This window comes from Shewanella septentrionalis, from assembly GCF_025370265.1.
Taxonomy (GTDB): Bacteria; Pseudomonadota; Gammaproteobacteria; order Enterobacterales; family Shewanellaceae; genus Shewanella; species Shewanella hafniensis.
Window position 1 is genome coordinate 92,665 of record NZ_JAMTCC010000007.1, and the last position, 24,460, is coordinate 117,124.

The window sequence follows — 24,460 nt, forward strand, 5'->3', positions numbered from 1 at the left end:
CCTGTGGTTAGCTTGTTCAACGGAGGAATAACGATGACACAACAAGACAAGCAAGCCTTAGCAGACACAAGCCAGATGAGTGCTCAGAAAGTACAACCGATACCGCAGGAAGCCTTTGACTGGTATGACGAATATGCCCACGGCATTATCGATCGCCGTGAGTTTATGACGCGGCTCGCAGGACTGGTGGCGCTAGGGTTTACCCTGACCACGCTCACGGGCGCACTCTTGCCGAACTATGCCCTTGCCGAGCAAGTCTCCTTTAACGATCCCAGCATTCAAGCGAGCTATGTTAAATTTCCTTCGCCCAATGGTTACGGTGAAGGGCGCGGTTATTTAGTGATACCCAATGAATTATTGCTTGCTGGCAGTAGCGCTGGTGAGCCCAAGACTTTAGACCCCAGTAAAAAAGTCGCAGTAGTATTAGTCGTGCACGAGAACCGTGGCCTTAATCCCTATATCGAAGATGTGGCTCGCCGTTTAGCCGCGCAGGGGTATATCGCCTTCGCCCCCGATGCGCTTTATTCCCTTGGTGGCTATCCGGGCAATGACGATGCGGGCCGCGCCATGCAAAGTAGTTTAGACAGAGCCAAAATCGAGCAAGACTTTATTGCCGCCGCGCAGTTTTTAAAAGCCCATCCCCAGAGCAATGGCAAACTCGGTGCCGTGGGTTTTTGCTTTGGCGGCTATATCGTCAATATGCTGGCCGCCACGATTCCCGATGAGCTCAATGCTGGCGTACCTTTCTATGGCACGCCTGCCGCCACTGAACTGCGTAGCCGCGTGAAAGGGCCGTTAATGTTGCAGTTTGCAGGGCTCGATCAGCGGGTAAACGACACTTGGGCCGAGTACGAAACCCAACTGAAATCCAACAAAGCCGATTACGTCGCCTATCTTTACCCCAACGTGAATCACGGTTTCCATAACGACTCCACTGGACGATACGATAAAGCCACCGCCGAGCTCGCATGGACGCGCAGCTTAGCCTTCTTCGATACTCGGCTGCGTGGCGAGTAAAGCTTGCTTTATTATTGAGCTGATTAATGAGTAAGTGATAAATCCAAATGAGACGTAAAAGTTCACTCTGATACCTGTGTGCATTTAAGCAAAAGCCGACGCTAGCGTCGGCTTTTATCTTAAATTTCCCACATATCCATGCGGGTTAGTCGTGCTCGAGGATCACTTCTTTCAAGCTTTGGATAGTCTTCACATCGAGATTACCAGCTTGTGTGCTCCAGGTGAGTCTTAGGTAATTGGCTAAGTCTTTAATCTGCTCGTCGCTTAACTCATCAGCATATCCCGGCATGGCATAAAAGCTGGTGGTGAGGTTGTAATGCTGGCTCTTAATGCCTTTTAGCATCACGGCGACGATATTGTGAGGACTGGCTTTATCTAAGGTGGCGTTACCAGCCATCGCGGGGGCGACGTTGGGGCGACCTTCACCATTTTGACCATGGCAACCGGCGCAGTAACCTTTGTAAAGCGTATAACCTGGCAGTTCAGGTTTATGGCCGTTAAAGGTGAGCGGATCCGGTTTAATATCTTCGTCGGTATCGAGTAGATAACTGCTCACCGCGCGCATATCATCGTCGGTCAAGTGGCTAAAGCTGTGATACACCACGGGATACATGCCGCCAAATACTGTGCCTTTACGGGAATAGCCTTCAGTAAACAGCGACTTAAGATCCTCATGGGTCCAGTTCTGCCTGTTAAGCTCGGCGGGACGAATGTCCGATGCTTCTAGCCCTTCGATAATCGCGCCCTCAAAGTGCTTGTCCTGCTCCATGGCAAACAGCGTGTCTCTTGGGGTGTGGCATTCACCGCAATGCCCTAGGGCATTGACTAAGTAATTGCCACGATTCCAATGCTCGCTTTTTTCCTTGTTCGGGGTAAATTCCTTGGCATCGTGGGCGACTAAGTTCCAAGCTTTTAGGCCAAAACGCAGGTTAAACGGAAAGTAAACATCATTGTCGCGATTGGCTTGCTTGATGGGTTTAGTACTCATCAAATAGGCATAAATCGCCTGAGTGTCGTCGTCCGTCAGCAGGCTGTATGACGTGTAGGGCATAGCAGGGTAGAGGTTGCCGTTGACGCCAACACCGTGGTGCATGGCATCAAAAAAGTCCTCGTAACTGTATTTGCCAATCCCAGTTTCTTTATCTGAGGTGATATTGGTCGAGTACACAGCGCCAAAGGGCGTTTCGAACGGCAAACCGCCCGCGAGTTCGCGCCCGCCCACCGCAGTATGGCAGGCCACACAGTCGCCTATCTTCATCAGATACGCGCCGCGTGCGATGTCACTATTTGTTGTATTGCCACCTTCATCGGCAAGGCTGCTGGAACAGGCGAGCAAACCTAGCCCTAAACTCAGGAGTAGATTGTGACTCAGCAGATTTCTTATCCTACTAATGTGCGGGAAATGGCGCAGATTGGCTGATGTCATCACAGGGTTAGCCCCTTAGTATTGAGGATCAGATCTTTGACCGCCGCATAGTATTTTACGTAGCCAGTACAGCGGCATACGTGTTCACTCAAGGCATCTTCTACGACTTTTTCAACTTGATCTTTAGCGATAGGTTGTCGCTCTAATCGCTCAAGCAGCGCAGTCGATTCGTTGACAAAGCCCGAGGTACACCAGCCACATTGAAACGAGAAGTGCTCTAAAAAAGCTTCTTGCACTGGGCTCAGGGCGGTGATTTCGCCAAGGGAGTTTTGTCTAGCATGACCTTCGACAGTGCGGACGCGTTTACCATTAAAACGCTCTACACCATTGATACAGGTACGCACCACTTCGCTCATGCCTTGCTCGTCGTCGACGATCACTGTACAGGCGTGGCATACGCCTGCGCCACAACCAAACTTAGTGCCTGTGAGGTTTAAGTATTCGTGTAGAAACTCAATCATCATCACACCATCGGCGACTTCAATTGGGCCTACGGCTTGGTTATTAATGGTCAGTTTAATAGACTGGCTCATGCCATGGCCTCCTTAATTTTTTTCGCTGTCATAGGTAAATCGTAAAAGCGGACATGGGTTGCTTGATACACGGCTTCAATCAGCGCCGCGACCACAGGGATCATCACCACTTCGGCGATACCACGGCTGGGATCGTTATCAGATAACTGCGGCAATATGGTATGACGTTGATCCCACACGCCCACATGCCGCGCTAACGGCACCTGATAGCGATTGAGGTTCCAGGTACCATTGCCTGCGCCGGCTTCAAATGGCGGTAAGCCTTCATGCAGTGCATGGCCAATCCCCATCGCAAGGCCACCTTGAATTTGCCCTTCGACCAGTTCTTTCACGATCACTTTGCCTGCCTCTAACCAAGTATGAGAACTCAGCAGCGTGACTTCGCCATTGCCTTCGTTTACGGCCACTTCAACCAAAGTGGCGCAGGGGGCGTAGTAGGTCACCATGGCATTGTTTAGTTCAGCCTTGGGATAACTCATGGCTTGACGATCGATCAAGTGATAGCCATTAGACTTCATGCTGGCTTGGCGCGCTTTGATACTCATAGTCGTGTCGGAAGTGGCCGCAAACGTCGCGTTACCTTCGCCGTATTGCAGCGCCAGTGCATCGAGTGCTAAACGCTCTTTGGTGCCAAGAATGTCGAAATCGGCTTCGGCCCAGGCCCAGCGATTAAAGGCATGGCCCATCACGCCGACCACTAAGCCCATGTCGTGGGCGCGTTTCGCGAGAATATCGATCGACAGTGGCGGAAAGCCCAAGGCGGTTAACTTGCCATCGACCCAGCGACCATCGCGGGCGTTATGCAAATTAGTCGAGCCCATTGGCGTATTAAAATACAACTCGTTCCAAATCGATACCGCCGCAGGCCACAGGCCGTGACGGTAGATCACGTCGGCTGCGATGCGGGTGACATGGCTTTGATAATAGGCCGACATAGATGCCGACGAGGCCATGGCTTTAACCGGTGTCCAGCGTGGATTGGCCGCCATTTCATCTTGGCGTTGCTGCGAAATAATATAAGGATTATCGGTTTGCACTAATTGCATCGCATCCCAAATATCCACTTCGGCGAGTTTTACTTCATCGGCAAAGTTGCCGAGGGCATCGCTGACCACAACAGCTTGTGAGGTTTGCGTGCCTGTGCCCATTTCGATAAAGCCGATTTCTAGGGTGATTTTACCGTCTTTCGCTAGGCGAACCGCCGCACTTGGCGCCGCTGCACCCGTACCATAATCTTTGGTGGCGATACCAAAACCGACGCCGTAACGCATCCCCGGATGTTTGGCCTCATAGTCCTTTTTATTCACCGCGCGGTTTTGCCACACGGGATCTTGCTCGGCCATATCGAGCATTTCGCGGTAACGTAAAGTGCCGTTAGGGATCGCGCCTTGAGTATTACGCTGGCCGGACTCCATCACGTTGGCTGCGCGCAGTTTAAAGGGATCAACCTTCAGCTCGTCGGCTATCTCGTGGATCATACATTCCATCGCCGTCATCGATTGCAGCGTGCCATAACCGCGCATCGAACCCGCATCTGGGTTACGCGACGCATAGGCTGTGGCGATAATATCGTTACGCGGTGTGTAGTAAATGCTTTGCATCGCCGTCGCGCCAACTGAGGTCACAGACGGGGTAAAGTTGACTCGTCCGCCGCCGTCGACTGTCATCTGCGAAGTTAAGGCTTGGATTTTTAAGGTTGATTTATCCACCGCTAAGCGGCTTTTCATGATGAACGGATGACGCTTAAGGCCAGATTGGAATTGCTCGAATCTGTCATTGGCGAGTCGGATTGGTCCCTTGGCATAAACAGCCGCGATCACGCCGTAATAGGGAAATATCGAATGGTCTTTCGCGCCAAATCCACCGCCGATATAAGGCGAGTGCACCACAAGATGTTTTACCTTGCCTGCCAGTGGGCTAGATAACAGCATGTGCACTGCCATCTCTTGAAAATCCTGCGGCGACTGCGAGGTAATCACAGTATGAAAGGTTTGGCTAGTTGCGTCGTACCAGCCGTTAAAGGCTTCGGGTTCCATCATCATAGGATCGATGATCTGGGTGCGATATTCCCGCTCTAACACTTGCCATTGTTGATTGGCTTGGGCGCTAGCAATCTGCTTATCTATCTCACCGGCATAATAAAGCCCGCGCTCAGACACTGTCCCTTTGGCATTCGGATTGCCTAACCATTCTGGCTTGCGATCTTTTACGCTGGGGAAAAATAGCCCATCGTGGAGTGGGCTATATAAATCTTCCCTTGCGCGATCTTCACCTTCAACCCGAATAAGGCGCCAGCTGGCGTAAGGGTCTTTGGTGTCCGACACAAACGGCGTTTGCTCACCAAAGCGCAGTAAGGTCTGATCAAATTGGAGCAAGGACTTAGCTTGCTTAAAGGCGGGGAAACTGTCGAACAACAATATCGCTACCGCATGACCTAAGTAGTCGGCGGTTTGCCCCTCGGCCAGTAACATGTTGTCACCGTAAAAATCGGGCAGCTTGATTTTATCACGGGCCAGATCGGCCGCAGTGATCACTTTATAGGGCTTAGCCGACGCGGGCAGATGGTCGAGGGAAAAGCCTTGATAAACATGGGAGGCATCGGCGGCGCGTAGAATAAAAGCGTAACCTTGCTGCTTGGGCCAACCTTCCATGTCCATAGCGCGGTAATCACGGCCATAGACCTTTTGGCCTGTGACTTTCGCTATGCCGTCGTTACGAAACTTAGGTTTGGATTGACCATTAACCTGAGTTTGCCATTGGGCTGCCAGTTCAGGTGAGACAATTGCCGCATTCGCGCGACTCATTTCCCACAACAAAGGGGCCGAATATACGGCAACCCCGCCAATCACACATTGCTTGATAAAGGTCCGGCGTGATGTATTAGATGGTTCCATATCTCAACCTCAGTTGTGCTTCCGTGTCATATCAGCCACGCTGCTTGGTATCGCCCGATATAGGCTTGTTGTCGATCGACTTTTTATTGATTGTTGCGACATAGCTTTGATAAACACTGAATGTAAATTTACATTAGCCACGTTAGCATGTAGGGCTGAAAATGCAAATTTAGGCGGTTAATCGCCGCAGTTTTAATCAAGCTAAATCCGTGTGTAGCACCTGTGTTATCAGGCTTCTACAGTGATGTTTGCACTGTGATTCAACTCAGTTACGTTATGGCTGAATTTTGCTCAGCGCCCTTTGCTCTAAGCCCTTGAGCAATGAGCTCAATTGGGGCTTATTTGCGCGCCAAAATTAGGTCGCATGTAATAGTGAGTTAATACGGCCTAGCGGCCGAGGTGAATCAAAGTCGTGGGGCTTCACCCCCTGATTTTCAATCAAGAGTCGACCAAAAGGGAAAAAACGCCTATTCCCCTTTTGGAAATCCCTTGCCGTCCCTAGCGAAGTTACATGCATTGATTAGTGGCTTCGTGCTTATTCGAAAATAGCTAACGCTTCCGATGGGGCGTCCCTTCCCCCCGAAAGCTACACAGACGTCCTGTCTGCGTCACGCGATTTTCTTCAACGCCCTTCAGCAACTTCGCAGGGGAAGGTGTATTCCTTCGACTAAGGAGTTGTTGGCCAGTACCAATAAGGCTAATTCACAAATTAGTCATCACTTAACTATCTAATTTGTAATGCTAAAGTTATAGACAAGTGTACGCTATGTCGCTATCTTAGGTTTTTAACAAGGATGAGCTTTAATCGCGTACCCGCGATTCGAGTCACTTGCATCAGGACGATGTGTCTTTTCTCTTTCTTAGATACCCAACTCCTCCTGCAAATTGGTGAATATGCTTTGGCACTTATGCTTGTTGCCACAGTGCTTATTGGCATTTTGCTCAATGTTCAGCAGTGAACGTTTTGAGTTGGTGCAACCTTGTTTTAATTGATGGCTTGGCTGACAGGTGTTGGCGAAGTGCGGTAGCAATGGGGAAGCTTTGTTGAACGACAAAGTTGAAACGTTTTGATAGTGCTGATTTGTCTGGGTAGCTAATGGGTATTGATATCTCTGCCAATTATCAGTGCAGCTAATTGCTTGCCGCAGGCTTTCGCACTGTTACACCAGTGACTCGCCGTGAATACATCCCTGTAGGCTCTACTAAAACATCCATGTTTTAGAAGGTCACTGGTGCAACAATGCCAATTTGGGTGTAGCCCTTAGCATTTATGTTCTCTGATTAAAAAATAACAATTCAGAATAGTAATGGACTTTGGAAGTTAGGGATGAAATCAGTTTTACAAATTACGTTAGGGATCTTGTTAGCGGGCTTGGTCACTTTATTAGTGCGAATTGGCTATTTGAGTTATGTCGAATACCGCCTGACACAAGGGCTTAATGAGTTTGCTATGCAACAAAAGCAAACGGAACTTGCTCGCCAGCAGGCTGCGAAAGATCGCCAGCTTGCTGAGTATCAGATTCAGCAAGAGTTACAACAAAACGCGGCAGAAAAATCTAGACTAGCCAAACAAAATGAGGCCGCGCGATTACGCAAAGCCGAAGCATGGCGCAAGTATTATCTTGTCCCCGAAGACTGTAAAAACTTTAAGTCCGACGAACACATGGTCAATTGCATCAACCACAAAGCCGATGCAAAAGCAGAATTTGATAGAGCATACAATTCAGGGGAATTGGTTATGTTTAAATAAAATATAAATATCTAATGTTATTTTAGTTTTAGAAGCTAAAATTTTATTCTTCTACGTTTGCATTTTTTAGTAATTTTAATTAATAAAGATATGCTATTGGGGTTAATGTTAAAACACTTAGGGGTGTTAATTGATGGATAGAGGTTTAATTAGTTTTTTTGAAATTGTCAATTGTGGTTTTTATAGTTTTAAGAATAAAGAATTATGCCTTGTTGAAGGCTCTGTTCAGGATAGCTTGTGTAGTGTAACTAGCTGGTTACAAGACCGTGATTTTACACAAACCATTCCTTGGGATGTTGATTCATCACCTAATAGAACAAAAGTGTATTGTAAGGCAGTAGAATATAACGAAGTAAATGGCGATTATATATTTGTTTTTTGGAATAGATTTGGTGACGAAAGTGGTAAAGTTGCAGGTATATCTGCAGATGCCAAGTTTGGTGGCGATGGCGATTCAGTTAATCTTTCAACTAAAGAAAAGGGTAAGGAAGTAATTCTTGGACAGCCTATGTATTATTGGTTTATACCTGAATATAACTTGGTTGCATCAATAAACTTTCCACATTCGACAGCAGCAACAGAGGATGTCTGTATGTATGTTAAAAGATGTATAGACCTACGAATAGAACATCCAAGAAAGAAAGTTAATGAAGCTACATCATTTAATACTAAAACGTCAAAGCAAATAACAACAAAGTATGTTAGTTATAAATCAGAGGGTAGTGATTGCTCATTAAGGTATAAATTTGAATGTAGAACCAAAGAGCTTTCGTTTGATAATTATAATCTAAAGAAGTTGTCTTCTACAATTAGCCATATAGTTATAAGAGATACAATTTCAACAGTAAAAGAAGATGATAAAGATACTAGCTTTAAATTATATGATTTAGTTAGAGGTGTTCGAAATAAGAAAACTTTTACTAAGCAAGTCGAAATAATAGAGAAGTCTAACTTTTCTGCTGAAGAATTAAAAAGCATATCATCTTTACATAAGAGCGAGTATAGTTTTTCTGGCTCATGGAATAACATTGGGTTCAGAGAGGATAATAGTGAGGTTACTCATTGGCTGAATGATTACGCAAGGAAGGAACAAATTTTCGTTGATCCTTTAAAAAGTGGAGTTTCTTACCATTCAGCTAAGAAATTAATGGAGGAAATACAAAAGATACGAAGTGATATTTTGGTTTTTGTAGCGAAATCAAACTCAAATTTAGTCTCTGGATTTAATGAAAGTGAAATGGCTGTCGGAGAGTGAAATGAAAAAAAATCCTGACAATGTTTATTTGTTTTTTTATTTGTCAATTATATTGATTAGACGAAAGTATCTAATGCATTTTATTTTTATATTATTTAGTTTGGCTTTAGGCTTTATTTCTCAGCCATATACCGACTTTGATAATATTGCATCTATAACTGGCACGCTGCAAAATACAGCTGCAGCGGTGTTTACTCTTGCTGGATTATGGATTGCTTATGCATATCCTCAGGCCATTGCCGCTTACACAAAGAAAGAAAAAGTATCGCTTCTTGTAGGGTCAAAAGAAACTAATAGAATTGAAAAATTAGTGTTGGTAATTTTATCCTCTGCATTTGTATTGATAGGGTTGTTGTTATTTAATTTAATGACCACCTTGTTTTCTGAAGCCAAGATATTTTCTGGGAATATGTTTTTCTATCAAGGTTTATCTATCTCATTTATATTGTATTTATTACTGATTCAATTGAGGGCGATTCTATTTGTAATGAGAAGTAATATGGAGTTTGTTAACGATTTGCATGATAAAAAAACTGAGGTGGAGGCTGATAAGGATTTATAGTGAAACATTTACTTTTTCAATTCTATTAGTTTTTTTGGGTATGAGCATAGAGAACTAAATGGACATCCATCGTTAATGGCGCGGTAGTTCGGTTTAATGAGACATCCATTGTTAAATTGGCTAAGAGATAGGAAACGCATAATTCTTTAAAGGTGAAAAGTTAACTCTAATCTTACAGAAGTTCACCGATCCCCTGCGAAGTTGCTGAAGAGCGTTGAAGAAAATAGCGTGACGCAGACAGGACGTCTGCGTAGCTTTCGGGGGGAAGGGACGCCCCATCGGAAGCGTTAGCTATTTTCGAATAAGCACGAAGCTAGTACCTAATGCATGTAACTTCGCTAGGGGCGTCTTGGAGAATCCAAGGAGGATAGGACGAGCAGTCCTCCTTGGTCGGGTGTGGGGTGAAGCCCCACGACCTTTCGGTCGCAAGACCGATCTTATACCGCGTAAGCGCGATTACTCGGGACCACTACCGTTTTGCAGCAAGGGGAGATGCAAAGCGAATAATCACCTTTTGTGATTGCGCTTATGAGCGAGAGGCAAGGATTGCCGAGCTGGCTTTTGTGTATGGATAATCTGTTCAACCACGTTTATGTAACACCATAAATGTATTTTTATAGGGCATAAGGATTTTAAAATTAGACAGTTAGCTGGTTGGTGAATTGGCCAACTGCATTAACCACTTTTTGTGCACCATCTTGAATCTCTGACATAACCTCACCCGATTGGGTTGAGAGTGTTAACCCCTGTTGCGCTTGTTGCTTACCTTGCTCAATCATATTGACTGCACTTTCGGTTAACATTTTATTTTTTGATACTACCTCTACAATTTCCTCTGTCGCTTTACTGGTACGTGAGGCAAGTTGCCTGACTTCATCTGCAACGACTGCAAAACCGCGTCCTTGTTCTCCTGCGCGAGCGGCTTCAATTGCTGCATTTAAGGCAAGAAGATTGGTTTGATCGGCGATGCCACTGATACTTTTTACTAGCTCACCAATCATTTGAGATTGCTTATCTAATGCTTCAATGCCTTTGGCTGCATCATTCATTTGCGTCGCTAATTTATTCATCATCACAACTGTTTCTTGTAGCACTAAGCTCCCTTTTTTTGCAAAAGCATCGGTTTGTTGGGATGTGCTATAGGCTATGTCAGCCGCTTCGGATACGGCCAGTTCTCTGTTGACTTGATCTGTGATAACAGTGGCAAATTTTACGACTTTGTAGAGTTCGTTGTAGCTATCAAAAATAGGATTATAAGAGGCTTCTAACCAAACGATACGGCCATAGCTATCCACACGTTTAAAGCGATTCGCGACAAATTGTCCCTTGCATAGCTGATCCCAAAAATGCTTGTATTCTATTGAGTTATATTCTTCTGGTTCGCAAAAAATTCTATGGTGTTTACCAACAATTTGATTCTTAGTGTATCCCATCGCATTTAAAAAGTTATCGTTAGCAGTAATGACTGTACCGTCTAAGTTAAACTCAATAACAGCGGTAGAGCGCTGTAATGCTTGGTTTAAATCTTCATGTTTTTTCGAGCTTTCAATAGTACGGGTTAGATCGTTTGCATAAATAGAAAAGTGTTTTAACTTGCCATTACTGTTTTTGACGGGCTGTAAAATGGCTCGTAACCAAGCTTCCTCACCATCGCCCTTAACAATTTGTAGTGCACCTACCCAATGTTCGCATTGCTTTATGGCATTGCACATTGCTTTATAATGACTTGTGTTTCGAGCTCGCGCTGGCACCATTTCCGTTAAGTGTTTGCCGATAGGTGAGTTTTTTTGAAATAACATGTCGTCAGTAAAATTAGCGTTGATTGCTATAATTTTTCCATCAGCATCTAGCGCTAATACTAACATCTCACTATCAAGGCTTTCCCTAACTTGCCGCATTGAAAATAACTCTTCTTTCAATTGTTCATGTTCAGCCTTTAATTTTTTGTTAAATATGATCATATTGATTTCCAAGAAGTCTTAAAACGTCATTTTTATGATGAGAAACTGAGTATAGTCGATAAATTTTTTTCTACTTATATGATGCAGTCTGCTAATTAGATCAAATTGTTATGCCGATAGCTTTATATATCGTCTTTAGCGTTGAACTAAGGCTATATCACTATAACGTTGTTGTGGAGTCATCATTTAGACTTACTGGTTGGTTTTTTTGAATACTGTGTTTGGATATTTTTTCTCAAGCAGGAAGGATGTTGGATTATTCATGATGTTGAATTTATTGGTTTATTTATTTAGGATTTAAGTGTGATTGGTGTCGGGTGTGTATATCACGGTTTATTGTGGGTTAGTTATTATTTCGGGTCTTAGTATGACTTATGAATATACCGTAATTATTCAGAAAATCACTTTGTGTGGTCTACATTTCGATATCTAGAGTTCTTCATCCACTTCACTAGTCGTTAATGGGTAGCGGCCATATTCCATTATCGGAATAATCCATTTCGCTTTGGTTGAGTTGATCCACTTGTCTTTAGTTTATAGAAGTATCAATAGTCATCTTGAGTCAACAATATAACTTGGTAAGTTGAGGACAATAAGAAGTGTGGAACTGGCATCACTCTTTCAATACGAATAGTTAACTCTAATGCCACAGACGTTCACCGATCCCCTGCGAAGTTGCTGAAGGGCGAATGAAAATCGATGATGTTCGTGCTTATGAGCAGAGGCAGGAACAGCCGAACTGGAGAAAAGATAAAAGATAGAAAAGATAGGACATGCATAACTCTTTCAATGCGAAACGTTAACTCTAATGCGACAGAAGTTCACCGATCCCCTGCGAAGTTGTCGAAATACGCAGATAGCTCTTAGTTGTTAGAGTGGGGCCGTGGCGACATCATGGATGATGGCGCAGGCTCGGGGGCACATGGATGTGCCATCTGAGCCGTTAGGCGATTTTTATTGGAGTATGAGACAGGTAACTAATGCATGTCACTTCGCTAGGGTGAGTGCTGCGTAGCAGCGTTTCGAACGAGAGCCAGGGATGGCGAACTGGCAGTTAGACAAGGACGTTGTTCGGCAAGGGAGAATCCAAGGAGGATAGGACGAGCAGTCCTCCTTGGTCGGGTGTGGGGTGAAGCCCCACGACCTTGATTTTAACTTTCTAAAGTAAAAAATTAGGGGCGACAACTCGCCCCTTAACTTTGCCCATTTATAAAGTTGCCTAAATTCAGTTTGGGCAAATTACGAGTAAACATGATTACTCAGGATCATAATCCAACACTGGCGCCAGCCACTTCTCCGTTTCTGCGACAGTCATCCCTTTACGCTTGGCATAATCTTCCACTTGATCGCGGCCGATGTTACTCACACCAAAGTAGCGCGATTTCGGGTGGGCGAAATACCAGCCGGATACTGCCGCTGTGGGGAACATAGCGTAGCTTTCGGTGATATTCAAGTCGATGGTTTCATCGGGCTTGAGCAAGTCCCATAACAAGCCTTTTTCTGTGTGATCTGGGCAAGCTGGGTAACCCGGTGCGGGGCGTATACCTTTGTATTTCTCGCGGATTAAGGCTTCGTTGCTTAACTGCTCGTCGGCCGCATAACCCCAAAATTCTTTACGCACTCGTTCGTGCATCCGCTCGGCAAAGGCTTCGGCCAAACGGTCAGCTAAGCATTTGAGCATGATGGCGTTGTAGTCGTCGTGGTTCGCTTCAAAACGCGCCACATGTTCGTCGATACCGTGGCCTGCGGTCACCGCAAAGCCGCCCATGTAATCGGCGACGCCAGAGTCTTTTGGTGCAACAAAGTCGGATAGGCAGAAGTTGTCGTTACCGACACGTTCAAGCTGCATCCGCAGGTGATGCGTGGTCATTTCAACTGTGGTGCGCGACTCATCGGTATACAGCTCAATGTCGTCGTAATTGACGGTATTGGCTGGGAATAAGCCGATAACCGCTTTCGCCGTGAGCCACTTTTCTTCGATGATTTGCTTGAGCATGGCCTGACCATCGGCGAACAGCTTTTGCGCTTCTTCACCGACCACTTTATCGGTGAGGATTTCAGGGTAATGGCCGTGCAGTTCCCACGAGCGGAAAAACGGTGTCCAGTCAATACGTTCCACTAAGTCTTCTAATGGATAATTATCAAACACTTGGCGCCCGAGCACGTTTGGCGTGAACGGGGTGTAGTTGGCCCAATCGTGTTGGCAGCGGTTTTCACGGGCCGCTTCGAGTGACACTATTTCTTTGCGCTTGGCTTGGGATAAACGCTTAGTGCGCATGTCGTCGTATTCGGCATAGGTTTCGTCTATGGTCGCTTGGCGAGTCTCGTTGTTGATGAGTTTACTCACCATAGGCACGGCGCGGGACGCATCGGCGATATAGATAGCGCCATGGGGATAATGGGGCGCAATCTTCACCGCTGTGTGGATTTTAGAGCAAGTGGCACCGCCGATAATCGCCGGAATGGTTAAGCCTTCGCGGTGGAAGGTTTTCACGTTATGCACCATCTCGTCCAGACTCGGCGTGATGAGCCCCGACATGCCGATGATATCGATATTGTGTTCTTTCACGGCGTCGAGAATTCGCTCCACCGACACCATCACACCTAAATCGAATACCTCAAAACCGTTACAGGCGAGCACCACGCCGACGATATTTTTGCCGATATCGTGCACGTCTCCTTTTACTGTCACCATCAAAATCTTGCCGTTAGATTGGCCTTCGACCTTTTCCTGCTCGATATAGGGGTTTAAGTAAGCCACGGCTTTTTTCATCACCCGCGCCGATTTCACCACCTGTGGCAGGAACATCTTACCCGAGCCGAACAAGTCACCGACCACGTTCATGCCGTCCATCAAGGCGCCTTCAATCACATCCAGCGGACGTTTCGCTTCTTGGCGAGCGGCTTCGGTATCTTCATCAATAAATTCGGTAATGCCTTTGACGAGCGCATGGGATAAGCGTTGGCTTACTGGCCAGCTGCGCCATTCTAAATCTTCTTTCTTACCGACCTGTGCGCCATCACCGCGGAATTTCTCCGCGATTTCAAGTAACTGCTCGGTATTGCTCGAGCCTTCAACTGGGCAGGGCAAGTTAAGCACTACGTTTTCGACCCGCACTTTAAGCTCGGGATCGATATCGTCGTAAATGGCTAACTGACCCGCGTTGACAATGCCCATGTCCATGCCGACTTTGATGGCGTGGTACAGGAACACCGCGTGAATTGCCTCGCGCACTGGGTTGTTACCGCGGAACGAGAACGACACGTTCGACACACCGCCCGAAATCATCGCGTGGGGCAGGGTGGCTTTAATCGCTTTAATGGCATCAATAAAATCGACGGCATAGTTGTCGTGTTCATCGATACCCGTGGCGATAGCGAAAATGTTCGGGTCGAAGATGATGTCTTCGGGCGGAAAGCCGACCTTATCGACCAGCACCCGATAGGCGCGGGTACAGATTTCGATTTTACGCGCCTTAGTGTCGGCCTGACCTTGCTCGTCGAATGCCATGATAATGGCCGCCGCGCCGTAGCGTTTCACTAAGGTGGCTTGCTCGATAAACTTGGCTTCGCCTTCTTTAAGGGAAATCGAGTTAACTATGCCCTTGCCTTGAATACATTTGAGGCCAGCTTCGATCACTTCCCATTTAGAGGAGTCGATCATAATCGGCACGCGGCTGATGTCGGGCTCAGAGGCAATTAAGTTTAAAAACTTGTGCATGATCTCGGCGCCATCGAGCATGCCTTCGTCCATGTTGATGTCGATGATTTGCGCGCCGCTTTCAACCTGCTCGCGGGCGACATCGAGCGCTTGCTCAAACTTGCCTTCTTTGATCAATTTTAAAAACTTAGCCGAGCCAGTGACGTTGGTGCGCTCTCCCACGTTAACGAACAGGGATTGGGCATCGATAGTCAGTGGTTCCAAACCTGCCAAGCGGCAAGCGACTGGAATGTCCGGCAAAATACGTGGATCGTGACGGCTCACTGCTTCGCGGATCACGCGGATATGTTCAGGCGTACTACCACAACAACCACCGATAATATTGAGCATGCCTTCGCGCGCCCAATCTTCGATCACATTCGCCATGTCTTCTGGGGTTTCATCGTAACCGCCAAACTCGTTCGGCAGTCCCGCATTCGGATGCGCCGACACATAACACTCACTGATGCGGGATAATTCTTCCACATAGGGGCGTAATTCTTTTGGCCCAAGTGCACAGTTAAGACCGATAGATAAGGGCTTGATATGGCGAAGGGAATTGTAAAAGGCTTCGGTCGTTTGGCCAGTCAGTGTGCGGCCAGAGGCATCGGTAATGGTGCCCGAAATCATGATAGGCAGTCTGTCTTTAGAATGCTGACCGAATAAGTCATCGAATACCGATTCAATCGCAAACAGCGCGGCTTTGGCGTTTAAGGTATCGAATATGGTCTCGACCATAATGATATCCGCGCCGCCCTCAATCAGCGCCTTAGTGGACTCTCGGTAAGCGCTGACTAACTCATCGAAGCTGACGTTACGATAGCCTGGGTCGTTCACATCAGGGCTAATCGAACACGTACGGTTAGTGGGGCCTAACACACCGGCGACGTAGCGCGGAATGCCTGTGGCAGCAAACACTTCATCACAGGCTTCACGGGCGAGGCGGGCGCCGGCTAAGTTAATTTCGGCGGACAGCGACTGCATGTCGTAGTCGGCCATGGCGATAGTCGTAGCATTAAAGGTGTTGGTTTCAATGATGTCGGCACCGGCGTTTAAGTAGTCGGTGTGAATCTGTTTGATGATGTGGGGTTGCGACAACACCAATAAATCGTTGTTGCCTTTGACGTCAGTGTGCCAATCTTTAAAGCGTTCGCCGCGATAGTCCTCTTCTTCCAGTTTGTAGCCTTGGATCATAGTGCCCATGGCACCGTCTAAGATTAGAATGCGCTCAGCAAGCTGTTTACGAATGTCTGCCAATATCTGGCCGGCTTTGGTAGAGGGTATCGTCATAAATAATTACCTTAAATACAGCTAAGTTAAGTCCAAGCATCGACCCTTGTTATGCAAAGTGCATTTTATTCTGGTCTATCGACATTTGTTTTTGGATACTTGTTTTTATAAAATGCTTTTGGACATTTAAACGTATAGACGTCCATAATACGCGACTTATGATTGTCAGGGCAAGGTCAAAATTGACTGACGATAATTGAGTCCCAGCGCCACTTTATCCCCAGTTTAACGGTTTTTTTGCAGGGCTAGTTGTATTGTTAGTCGTTGGACTAGGGCGTAATTGAGTATATAGGGCGACGGGTCTAATGTGGGCTTTCAACAAAATTTGCCATGAGTGATAGACATAGGAATACGATGAAACAAGTTCGATTGTTATTGTTGCGTCACGGCGAGTGCGAAGGCGGCGCCATTTTACGCGGCCGTGTGGATGTGCCTTTAAGCGAAAAGGGCTGGCAGCAAATGTCGGCAGCGGTTGAGTCACAGGCCAGCGTGTGTAGCGCGATTTATAGCTCGACCTCACGCCGCTGCGCCGAATTTGCCCAAGCCTTTGCCGCCGAGCTGCATTCGACGGCGGCGCTGGTATCTGAGTCAAGGCCATTGCAGGCGCAGCTTTTATCGGGTTTACAGGAAATTGATTTTGGCGATTGGGACGGTCGTCGGCTCGATGAACTGTATCAACAAGCGGGCGAACATCTAGCGGCCTATTGGCAAAACCCTTGGCAAACACCGCCGCCCAATGGGGAAACTATGGCTAGTTTCGAGTCGCGGGTGAATGGGACGATTGACCAGATACTCGCCGCCGAGTTTGAACGGTTGATTCTCGACTCAGATAACGCCGAGCAGACTGTGGGCGCTAGCGTGGCTGCGGGCGAACTGGCTGCCAAAGTATGGGTGGTGACCCACGGCGGGGTGATCCGTCACTTAATGGCGCGCGCCCTTGGGGTTGAGCGGGCGGTGGGCTTTTACAGTCAACTCGATTTACCTGTGGCGGCCGTGGTGAGCATTACTGTGCTGCAGGATGAGCACGGCGTTTGTTACTGGCGTTTAGATTGGCCGAGCGGACGCTGCGAGTGATCCGCGTTGCCCTAAGGTAAAGATTTTTCTTGTCTTACCAGCGTGATTGTCGATTGCCAATTAAGGCAAATATAGGATAATGCTTTTTCCTGACGTTACCCGATGCACACGGCCTTGCAAGGCTGGTGGCAGTGTATCGGATGACGTCACAGAAATAGGTGTTGGGAGTTTTGAGTGGTGCGAGTGTGTTCTGTGGCAGTTATGGCCGAGACACGCTGCAAAGGCTTGAAATCAATCTCAACATAATAGGGAATCGGGGAGCTGCTCGTCAGTCAGCCCGAACTGTGCCCGCAACTGTGAGTGACTTTTTATATTGTTTTCAATACAAAAAGTGACGAGTCAGGAGACCTGCCTATTTCTGTTATCGCTGCGTGCAGCCTTAGTTCTCGAGCGGGTGACTCGAGGGAGCCGATGACAATGTGCACAACCTTTTTGAATTCAGGTTTGGACTCGCTAGGAGCACCACGTTGGTGAAACTCTCTGCCATCCAAACGAGCCATGCTTTGAATAACAGCGACACTCGCCCATCAGCGAGCCAGACGGTCGCGCTCGATGTCAGCCAGTTAAGCTGGTGTATCGATGGCAAAACCATTCTTTCCAATATTAACTTTGCACTGCCAACCGGGCAGATGCTGGGTTTGATTGGGCCTAACGGCGCGGGTAAGTCTAGCTTGCTACGCTGTTTGTATCGGTTTGTTCGCCCGACTCAGGGCAAAATTACCCTGTTTGATCAAGATATTGAGCGTTTATCGCCCAAGGCGTTTGCCTGCCGTGTCGCCGTAGTGCAGCAAGACACGCCGCACTATTTTGACCTAACCACAGAGCAATTGGTCAGCATGGGCTTAACGCCGCATAAGGGCATGTTCGATACCAATTCGAGCTGTGACGGCGAGCGCATTGCAAAGGCTCTAGAGAAAGTCGGCCTGAGTCATAAGATGCACCAACAGTACGAGCACTTATCCGGCGGTGAAAAGCAGCGTGCCTTGATCGCCCGCGCCATAGTGCAGCAGCCGCAACTGTTGATCCTTGACGAGCCAACCAACCACCTCGATGTGCGTTATCAAATCCAAATCCTCGAATTAGTGCGTAGCCTTGGCATCAGCGTGATTGCCTCTATTCACGATCTCAATTTAGCCAGCGCCCTGTGCGACAGTTTGTTGTTGATCCATAACGGTGAAGTCAGCGCTATGGGCACGCCAACCGAGGTATTAACCGAGGCGCGAATTGGTGATGTGTTCGGCGTGTGCGCTCAGGTGTCGACCCATCCACAACATAAAAAGCCCTTAATCAGCTACTTCTATGGCTACCATGATTCGACGCACAACATGGCTGATGCTTTGGCTGAGCGAGGCGAGGGCGGATGATTCAGGGAGTAAACAGCATTTCATCTCACATTTGGGGCGTATCGTGACACCTTTGACGAGACAACAACTGATGCTGGTCGCATTAGGCATAATCACTTTGATAACCCCCATTGCCGCCACGAGTTTTGGCGCGGCGAACATCAGTTTTATGGATGTTATCCAAGTGTTTATCAATAAAATGGCCAACCTCACTCAAGCCAATGGCATGACGGAGCGCATCGTGATGGAGCTCAGACTGCCGCGTATTTTGCTGGCCTTTGTGGCGGGTGCGGGTTTGTCTTTGGCGGGCAGTGTGCTGCAAACCGTGACCCGCAATCCTCTGGCCGACCCTTATCTGTTTGGCATTAGCTCAGGCGCGTCCTTTGGCGCTGTGGTGATGTTGACGTTATTCACGGGCTCTGGATTTTTTGAGAATGCGGGTATGGCGGCGAACTCGGGGATTTTTAGTGGTTCGAGCGCCTTGTCGGGTTTGCTCTGGTTTAGCTTGCCCTTCGGCGCTTTTATTGGCGCTAGTTTGTCGGTACTGATAGTGCTGGCCTTGTCTGGCCTTGGGCTCAATAGCCAAGTGGAGCGCATGTTGCTCTCAGGCGTGGCGACCTCCTTTATGTTTGGCGCGTTAACAAGTTTGTTGTTGTATTTCGCCAGTCCGCAGGCGACGGCTTCTGTGCTGTTTTGGAGTTTAGGCAGTTTCGCCAAGGCCAGTTGGTCCTTATTAGTGCTGCCAACACTGGTGATTGGCGCGAGTTTGTTCATTATTTTAGGCATGAAGCGGCAGATCATGGCGTTGCAAGCGGGGGATGAAACGGCGCATACCTTAGGGGTGAATGTGCCTAAGTTGCGACTCAATATGTTGCTGCTCTGCTCCTTGATTACCGCGATTTTAGTCGCTACCTGCGGCGGGATTGGCTTTGTCGGTTTGATGATCCCCCACACAGTGCGCATGCTGTTTCCCGGTCGTCAGCCGATTATTTTAACGGCGCTGGTGGGCGGATTATTTATGGTGTGGATTGATGTGCTGGCGCGCTGTTTGTTGGGCAATCAAGAGTTGCCCGTGGGGATTATCACGGCGGCCATAGGTAGCATGTTCTTTTTGCTGATTTTGCGTAAACGCAGAGTCATGGCGTAAGCACCTAGTCAGAACGTAATCCTAGAGTCATCTAGCAAGCGCAGACTGGCGAGATAATCAGCATTTTTGTTGATATCTGCCCCGCGATTGGAAATGCAAAATTGGACATGTTAGTCATAGACGCAGGATGCGTTGTGGTTATTTAAGATAATAAGTGGAGTGTGGATGTCTCAGTCAGCCGTGTCTTTTCAAATCAGCCCTGTGAGTAAAACGCAGGATCCATTGATCCAGCAAAAAATTGATCTTAAGACTAAGCCGCCCGGCGCCTTAGGTCAGCTCGAATCCTTAGCCTTACAGATTGCCCGCGTGCAAGCGACTGATTTGCAACAAACGGATCAGCCACAAAATACTGTGCTGAAAATCGTTCATCCGACCATGTTAGTGTTTGCGGGGGATCATGGTATTGCGGCAGAAGGCGTGTCGATTGCCCCAAGCGAAGTGACGCGCCAAATGGTGCAAAACTTTGCCCATGGTGGTGCGGCGATTAACGTTTTTTGTCGGCAGGTGGGCTTTAGGCTCGAAGTGATCGATTGCGGTATTTTAACGCCAGTCAAAGGGGTTGAAGGCATTATCGATCAACGTCTTGGCGCGGGCACAGGGGCGATTCATTTAGAACCCGCGATGGCGCTGGAAACCGTCGATAAAGGCTTTGCGATGGCGCGCGATTTGATTGAACGTCACCATCAAGCCGGTTGTAACTTAGTTGCCTTTGGCGAAATGGGCATAGGCAATACCTCTGCGGCGGCGGCCATTATGGCGGCGATCATGCAGCTCGACGTGATTGATTGTGTCGGCCGAGGCACGGGCATTAATAGCGAAACCTTAGAACGTAAACTGATGCTGATTGAGCTGGCGTTATTGCTGCATCAAAGCGCCTTAACTGGGCCAAAATCAGTGTTAGCTTGCCTAGGTGGCTTTGAAATTGTGCAGATGACGGGCGCGATGTTAGCCGCCGCCGAGCGCAAAATGCTGGTGGTTGTGGACGGTTTTATCGCTACTGCGGCGGCATTAGTCGCGGTGCAAATTGCCCCCAATGTGCGCGATTATTTGATTTTCGCCCACCAGTCAGACGAGCAAGGCCATCAGCGGATGTTAGAGTTTTTGCAGGCTAAACCTTTATTATCACTCGGGCTGAAATTAGGCGAAGGTACGGGCGCAGCCTTGGCGTTGCCGCTTATTCAAGCCTCAGTAAATTTTTACAATCAAATGGCGAGTTTTAGTGATGCGGGGATTGAGGCTGTTGTATGATGTGCTCTGCTAAGTCGCTTATTTTACTTATTTAAAATAATAACTTTTTAGCCAACCGTTTTAATCTTAAACCTTGCAGCAAGTGTTAATTCACTAAGGATGCTTTATGTCAGAACGCGAAAGCTGGCACAAAGAGATAGATTTGTTTTTAGTTGCCATGGGCTATTTTACCCGCATTCCTATGCCTAAATGGGTCGAAGTCGATAGCGATAAGTTGAATAAGGCCAGCCGTTATTTCGGTCTCGTCGGTCTTTTGGTCGGCCTGTTAAGTGCCATTGTATTTTGGCTGACGCAGAACTGGCTCCCCGCCGGCGTCTCTGTGCTGTTAGCTATGTTGGTCGGCGTCTTGCTCACGGGCGGATTCCACGAGGATGGCCTAGCCGATACCTTCGACGGTTTTGGCGGTGGTTGGACGGCGGAAGACAAGCTACGGATCATGAAGGACTCGCGCCTTGGCAGTTATGGCGCACTGGCGTTGATGTTGGCCCTGCTGCTGAAATGGCAGTTGTTAGTCGAGTTGGCGCTGTACGATCCTGTGGTCGCGGGCTCGGCGCTTATCGTCGCCCACACTGTCAGCCGCGTGGTATCAGCCAGTATCATCTTTAGTGAAAAATATGTCCGCGATGACGAGACCAGTAAGTCTAAGCCGCTATCGCAACATCAAGGCATTAATGAGCTGCTTATCCTGATCGCCAGCGGCGTGTTAGTGCTGTTATTCCTCAAGGGGTTAGCGGCATTGTCATTGCTATTGGTGATGATAGGACTGCGCCGTTTGATCATAGTGATCTTTAGACGTCAGATTGGCGGTTACACGGGCGATACCTTAGGCGCGGCGCAGCAAATAGCTGAAATCGTGTGTTATTTTGTATTGCTCGTTGTAGGTAACATACTGTGATCCACCTCGTCCTAGGCGGCGCCCGTAGCGGTAAGAGTCGCTACGGTGAAGCCTTAGTGCGCCAGTACACAGCGCTCGGCTTCGATGCCTGCTATGTGGCCACGGCGCAGGCGCTGGATGATGAAATGGCGACCCGTATCGCCAAACATCAAGCGGGACGAACGGACGATGGTATCGAATGGCAATTGTTTGAAGAGTCGCTCGCCCTTACGGCACTGTTAAAACGCTTAGCAAAACCTGGGCGAGTGATTTTAGTGGACTGTTTAACCCTTTGGTTAACCAATCAATTACTTGCATCCAGCGCCAAGATTGATGATGAACCGGCGCCGACAGAGTGGCATGCGACAGACTTTATGTCTGCCAGTTCAACCTCTAACGATGAAGCTTTGGCGAATTGGCTGGCAGAGAAAAGCGCTTTTGTGGATTCCCTTGCCGAGCTAGAAGGTGTGGTGGTGTTGATCAGTAACGAAGTGGGTTCTGGTATCGTGCCCTTAGGTGAATTGAGCCGACAATTTGTCGATGAAGCGGGCTGGTTAAACCAAGCCGTTGCTGCCTTGGCTGACAATGTCACCTTAGTGGTTGCGGGTTTACCCTTAGCACTCAAACCACTTTAATCTAACTAAGTGATGTTGAGACTGAGCTTTATCTTTATCCCTGCAAACTAGAATAAGTTTTTTAACCCTATGCCCTCTCCAAACACAGACAACACAGACAACACAGACTGTGCAACTGCACTCGATAGCGCTGACGCTTTAGCTATTCATTCTGCTGCTAATCTTGCGGTGAATCCCGCAGTGAATAGACCTGCGGTTAATTCGCTTCGACGCGCAAAAGTCTTGATGGTGCAGGGCACAACATCCGATGCGGGTAAAAGCACCTTAGTGGCGGGGATTTGTCGTTTGCTCGCCCGAGAGGGCGTAAAGGTTGCGCCCTTTAAGCCGCAAAACATGGCGCTCAATAGCGCTGTCACTATTGATGGCGGCGAGATTGGCCGCGCACAGGCACTGCAAGCCGTGGCCTGTTATCTTGAGCCCCATACCGATTTTAATCCTATTCTGCTTAAACCTAGCTCGGATACGGGCGCGCAAATTATCGTTCACGGCAAAGCCCTGACGACGCTCGAAGCCTCGGCCTTTTTTGGGTCTAAATCTAAGGATTACAAGACAATGGCGCTCGGTGCTGTGTTGGAATCCTTCGAGCGATTAAGTGGCCAGTATCAAACCATAGTGGTGGAAGGCGCGGGCAGTCCAGCGGAGATCAATCTGCGCGAGGGCGATATTGCCAACATGGGATTTGCCGAAGCCGTAGATTGCCCCGTGATCATCATTGCCGATATCGATAAGGGCGGCGTATTTGCCCATTTGGTCGGGACGCTGGCGCTATTATCTGAGTCTGAACAGGCGCGGGTAAAGGGCTTTGTGATCAATCGTTTCCGTGGCGATATTAGCCTGTTGCAATCTGGCCTCGATTGGCTTGAAGCTTATACGAACAAGCCTGTTTTAGGCGTGTTGCCTTATCTGCATTATTTACATCTCGATGCCGAAGATGCGCTGATAAGCTCGCCGACCAAAGGCGTGAACAGCCGCTTAAAAGTGCGGGTATTAGTGTACCCAAGGATCAGTAATCACACGGATTTTGATCCGCTGCGGCTGCATCCCGATATCGATTTTGACTATGTGTCATTGCAAACCCAAGCCGCGAGTCACGCCACTCATTTACCCGCTGCCGATTTATTGATCTTGCCCGGCAGTAAGAATGTGCGCGCCGATTTGGCCTTTTTACGCCAGCAAGGTTGGGATAAGGATATCGCCACGCATCTGCGTTACGGCGGCAAAGTGCTCGGCATTTGCGGCGGTTACCAAATGTTAGGTCAAAGCATTGCCGATCCCTTAGGGATTGAAGACAGTGCAGGCGACACCGCAGGACTTGGCTACCTGCCATTGAGCACAGAACTTAAAGCCGATAAACAGTTACGGCGGGTGAGCGGTGAGTTAAGGTTACTTGGGCAAACAGTTGCTGTGCAGGGTTATGAAATCCACTGCGGCGAATCACGTTATCTTATCTCTAGGCTTGAACAAACGAATGCGCCCTTGCAGTTAATCCCAGAATCGACATCCTTAACAGCGCCTACGGTGAGTTTTACCGATGGTCTGCAAAGTGATGATGGGCAAATCTTAGGTACTTATTTACACGGGCTGTTTGATAACCCTGATGCCTGTCAACTGATCCTGCGCTGGGCGGGATTAAACGATGCTAAGACGATAGATATCAATCAAATACGTGAGCAGCAACTCGAGCGTTTAGCCGATGTGTTAGCCGAGCATTTAGATATGCAAAAATTACAGCCAATTTTAGAAGCATAAGT

Annotated in this window: 16 protein-coding genes, 1 pseudogene and 1 riboswitch; of the genes and pseudogenes, 11 read left to right on the forward strand and 6 right to left on the reverse strand. The window is 47.9% G+C overall.

Annotated features, from left to right (window positions below; genetic code table 11):
* Positions 1-33: 33 nt before the first annotated feature.
* The gene (locus NE536_RS05650; protein ID WP_261272070.1) at positions 34-1,017 is read left to right on the forward strand and encodes a dienelactone hydrolase family protein; all 984 of its coding nucleotides are present in this window, start codon (positions 34-36) and stop codon (positions 1,015-1,017) included.
* A gap of 145 nt (positions 1,018-1,162) precedes the next feature.
* Here NE536_RS05650 and NE536_RS05655 read toward each other — a convergent pair whose 3' ends face one another.
* The 3 genes from NE536_RS05655 to NE536_RS05665 are packed head-to-tail and all read right to left on the reverse strand — an operon-like array spanning position 1,163 to position 5,870.
* Positions 1,163-2,443, reverse strand: coding sequence for a cytochrome c (locus NE536_RS05655; protein WP_261272071.1), 1,281 nt, complete (start codon positions 2,441-2,443; stop codon positions 1,163-1,165).
* Positions 2,443-2,976 carry a (2Fe-2S)-binding protein gene (locus NE536_RS05660; RefSeq protein WP_006085889.1) on the reverse strand — a complete coding sequence of 178 codons (534 nt, stop codon included), beginning with the start codon at positions 2,974-2,976 and terminating at the stop codon, positions 2,443-2,445. Before NE536_RS05660 ends, NE536_RS05655 begins: the two co-directional genes overlap by 1 nt.
* Positions 2,973-5,870, reverse strand: a complete 2,898-nt coding sequence (locus tag NE536_RS05665; protein WP_261272072.1) for a xanthine dehydrogenase family protein molybdopterin-binding subunit — start codon at positions 5,868-5,870, stop codon at positions 2,973-2,975. Before NE536_RS05665 ends, NE536_RS05660 begins: the two co-directional genes overlap by 4 nt.
* Positions 5,871-7,197: 1,327 nt before the next feature.
* Between NE536_RS05665 and NE536_RS05670 the strand changes: the two genes are divergently transcribed.
* The 3 genes from NE536_RS05670 to NE536_RS05680 all read left to right on the forward strand — a co-directional run bounded on the left by NE536_RS05670 (position 7,198) and on the right by NE536_RS05680 (position 9,437).
* Positions 7,198-7,620, forward strand: a complete 423-nt coding sequence (locus NE536_RS05670) for a hypothetical protein (RefSeq protein ID WP_261272073.1) — start codon at positions 7,198-7,200, stop codon at positions 7,618-7,620.
* A gap of 133 nt (positions 7,621-7,753) precedes the next feature.
* A complete protein-coding gene (locus tag NE536_RS05675; protein ID WP_261272074.1) occupies positions 7,754-8,875 on the forward strand; it encodes a hypothetical protein in 1,122 nt (373 codons plus the stop codon).
* A 1-nt stretch (position 8,876) separates the two neighbouring features.
* Positions 8,877-9,437, forward strand: coding sequence for a hypothetical protein (locus NE536_RS05680; protein ID WP_261272075.1), 561 nt, complete (start codon positions 8,877-8,879; stop codon positions 9,435-9,437).
* Positions 9,438-10,075: 638 nt separating this feature from the next.
* Here NE536_RS05680 and NE536_RS22970 read toward each other — a convergent pair.
* From NE536_RS22970 to metH, 3 genes and pseudogenes are all read right to left on the reverse strand, one after another.
* A complete protein-coding gene (locus NE536_RS22970; protein ID WP_371824898.1) occupies positions 10,076-10,510 on the reverse strand; it encodes a methyl-accepting chemotaxis protein in 435 nt (144 codons plus the stop codon).
* 111 nt (positions 10,511-10,621) lie between these two features.
* Positions 10,622-11,398 (reverse strand): annotated as a pseudogene (locus tag NE536_RS22975) (PAS domain-containing protein); the annotation flags it as partial.
* 1,255 nt (positions 11,399-12,653) lie between these two features.
* Positions 12,654-16,388, reverse strand: a complete 3,735-nt coding sequence (gene metH / locus NE536_RS05690; protein WP_261272076.1) for a methionine synthase — start codon at positions 16,386-16,388, stop codon at positions 12,654-12,656.
* Between the two features lie 354 nt (positions 16,389-16,742).
* Here metH and NE536_RS05695 point away from each other — a divergent pair, with 354 nt between their 5' ends.
* From NE536_RS05695 to NE536_RS05725, 7 genes are all read left to right on the forward strand, one after another.
* Positions 16,743-17,462, forward strand: a complete 720-nt coding sequence (locus tag NE536_RS05695) for a histidine phosphatase family protein (protein WP_261272077.1) — start codon at positions 16,743-16,745, stop codon at positions 17,460-17,462.
* 204 nt (positions 17,463-17,666) lie between these two features.
* A riboswitch (cobalamin riboswitch) is annotated at positions 17,667-17,832 on the forward strand.
* A gap of 100 nt (positions 17,833-17,932) precedes the next feature.
* Positions 17,933-18,826 (forward strand): ABC transporter ATP-binding protein, encoded by an 894-nt coding sequence (locus NE536_RS05700; protein ID WP_261272078.1) that lies wholly within the window; start codon positions 17,933-17,935, stop codon positions 18,824-18,826.
* Positions 18,795-19,952: a FecCD family ABC transporter permease gene (locus NE536_RS05705; protein WP_261272113.1), complete on the forward strand. Its 1,158-nt coding sequence runs from the start codon at positions 18,795-18,797 to the stop codon at positions 19,950-19,952. Before NE536_RS05700 ends, NE536_RS05705 begins: the two co-directional genes overlap by 32 nt.
* 165 nt (positions 19,953-20,117) lie before the next feature.
* Positions 20,118-21,200 (forward strand): nicotinate-nucleotide--dimethylbenzimidazole phosphoribosyltransferase, encoded by a 1,083-nt coding sequence (gene cobT, locus NE536_RS05710; protein WP_261272079.1) that lies wholly within the window; start codon positions 20,118-20,120, stop codon positions 21,198-21,200.
* Between the two features lie 106 nt (positions 21,201-21,306).
* On the forward strand, positions 21,307-22,095 hold the full coding sequence (locus NE536_RS05715; RefSeq protein WP_006082834.1) for an adenosylcobinamide-GDP ribazoletransferase: 789 nt from the start codon (positions 21,307-21,309) through the stop codon (positions 22,093-22,095).
* Entirely contained in the window at positions 22,092-22,709 is a 618-nt protein-coding gene (gene cobU / locus NE536_RS05720) for a bifunctional adenosylcobinamide kinase/adenosylcobinamide-phosphate guanylyltransferase (RefSeq protein ID WP_261272080.1), read from the forward strand. The genes NE536_RS05715 and cobU overlap by 4 nt, the downstream gene beginning before the upstream one ends.
* 69 nt (positions 22,710-22,778) lie before the next feature.
* Complete coding sequence (locus NE536_RS05725; RefSeq protein WP_261272081.1) at positions 22,779-24,458, forward strand: cobyric acid synthase; 1,680 nt, start codon at positions 22,779-22,781, stop codon at positions 24,456-24,458.
* The last annotated feature ends 2 nt before the right edge of the window (positions 24,459-24,460 follow it).

Excerpts from the sequence above, each read along its gene's own strand:
- NE536_RS05650 (WP_261272070.1), top strand. The coding sequence starts at position 34 with ATGACACAACAAGACAAGCAAGCCTTAGCAGACACAAGCCAGATGAGT.
- NE536_RS05655 (WP_261272071.1), bottom strand. The coding sequence starts at position 2,443 with ATGACATCAGCCAATCTGCGCCATTTCCCGCACATTAGTAGGATAAGA.
- NE536_RS05660 (WP_006085889.1), bottom strand. The coding sequence starts at position 2,976 with ATGAGCCAGTCTATTAAACTGACCATTAATAACCAAGCCGTAGGCCCA.
- NE536_RS05665 (WP_261272072.1), bottom strand. The coding sequence starts at position 5,870 with ATGGAACCATCTAATACATCACGCCGGACCTTTATCAAGCAATGTGTG.
- NE536_RS05670 (WP_261272073.1), top strand. The coding sequence starts at position 7,198 with ATGAAATCAGTTTTACAAATTACGTTAGGGATCTTGTTAGCGGGCTTG.
- NE536_RS05675 (WP_261272074.1), top strand. The coding sequence starts at position 7,754 with ATGGATAGAGGTTTAATTAGTTTTTTTGAAATTGTCAATTGTGGTTTT.
- NE536_RS05680 (WP_261272075.1), top strand. The coding sequence starts at position 8,877 with ATGAAAAAAAATCCTGACAATGTTTATTTGTTTTTTTATTTGTCAATT.
- NE536_RS22970 (WP_371824898.1), bottom strand. The coding sequence starts at position 10,510 with ATGATGAATAAATTAGCGACGCAAATGAATGATGCAGCCAAAGGCATT.
- metH (WP_261272076.1), bottom strand. The coding sequence starts at position 16,388 with ATGACGATACCCTCTACCAAAGCCGGCCAGATATTGGCAGACATTCGT.
- NE536_RS05695 (WP_261272077.1), top strand. The coding sequence starts at position 16,743 with ATGAAACAAGTTCGATTGTTATTGTTGCGTCACGGCGAGTGCGAAGGC.
- NE536_RS05705 (WP_261272113.1), top strand. The coding sequence starts at position 18,795 with ATGCTTTGGCTGAGCGAGGCGAGGGCGGATGATTCAGGGAGTAAACAG.
- cobT (WP_261272079.1), top strand. The coding sequence starts at position 20,118 with ATGTCTCAGTCAGCCGTGTCTTTTCAAATCAGCCCTGTGAGTAAAACG.
- NE536_RS05715 (WP_006082834.1), top strand. The coding sequence starts at position 21,307 with ATGTCAGAACGCGAAAGCTGGCACAAAGAGATAGATTTGTTTTTAGTT.
- NE536_RS05725 (WP_261272081.1), top strand. The coding sequence starts at position 22,779 with ATGCCCTCTCCAAACACAGACAACACAGACAACACAGACTGTGCAACT.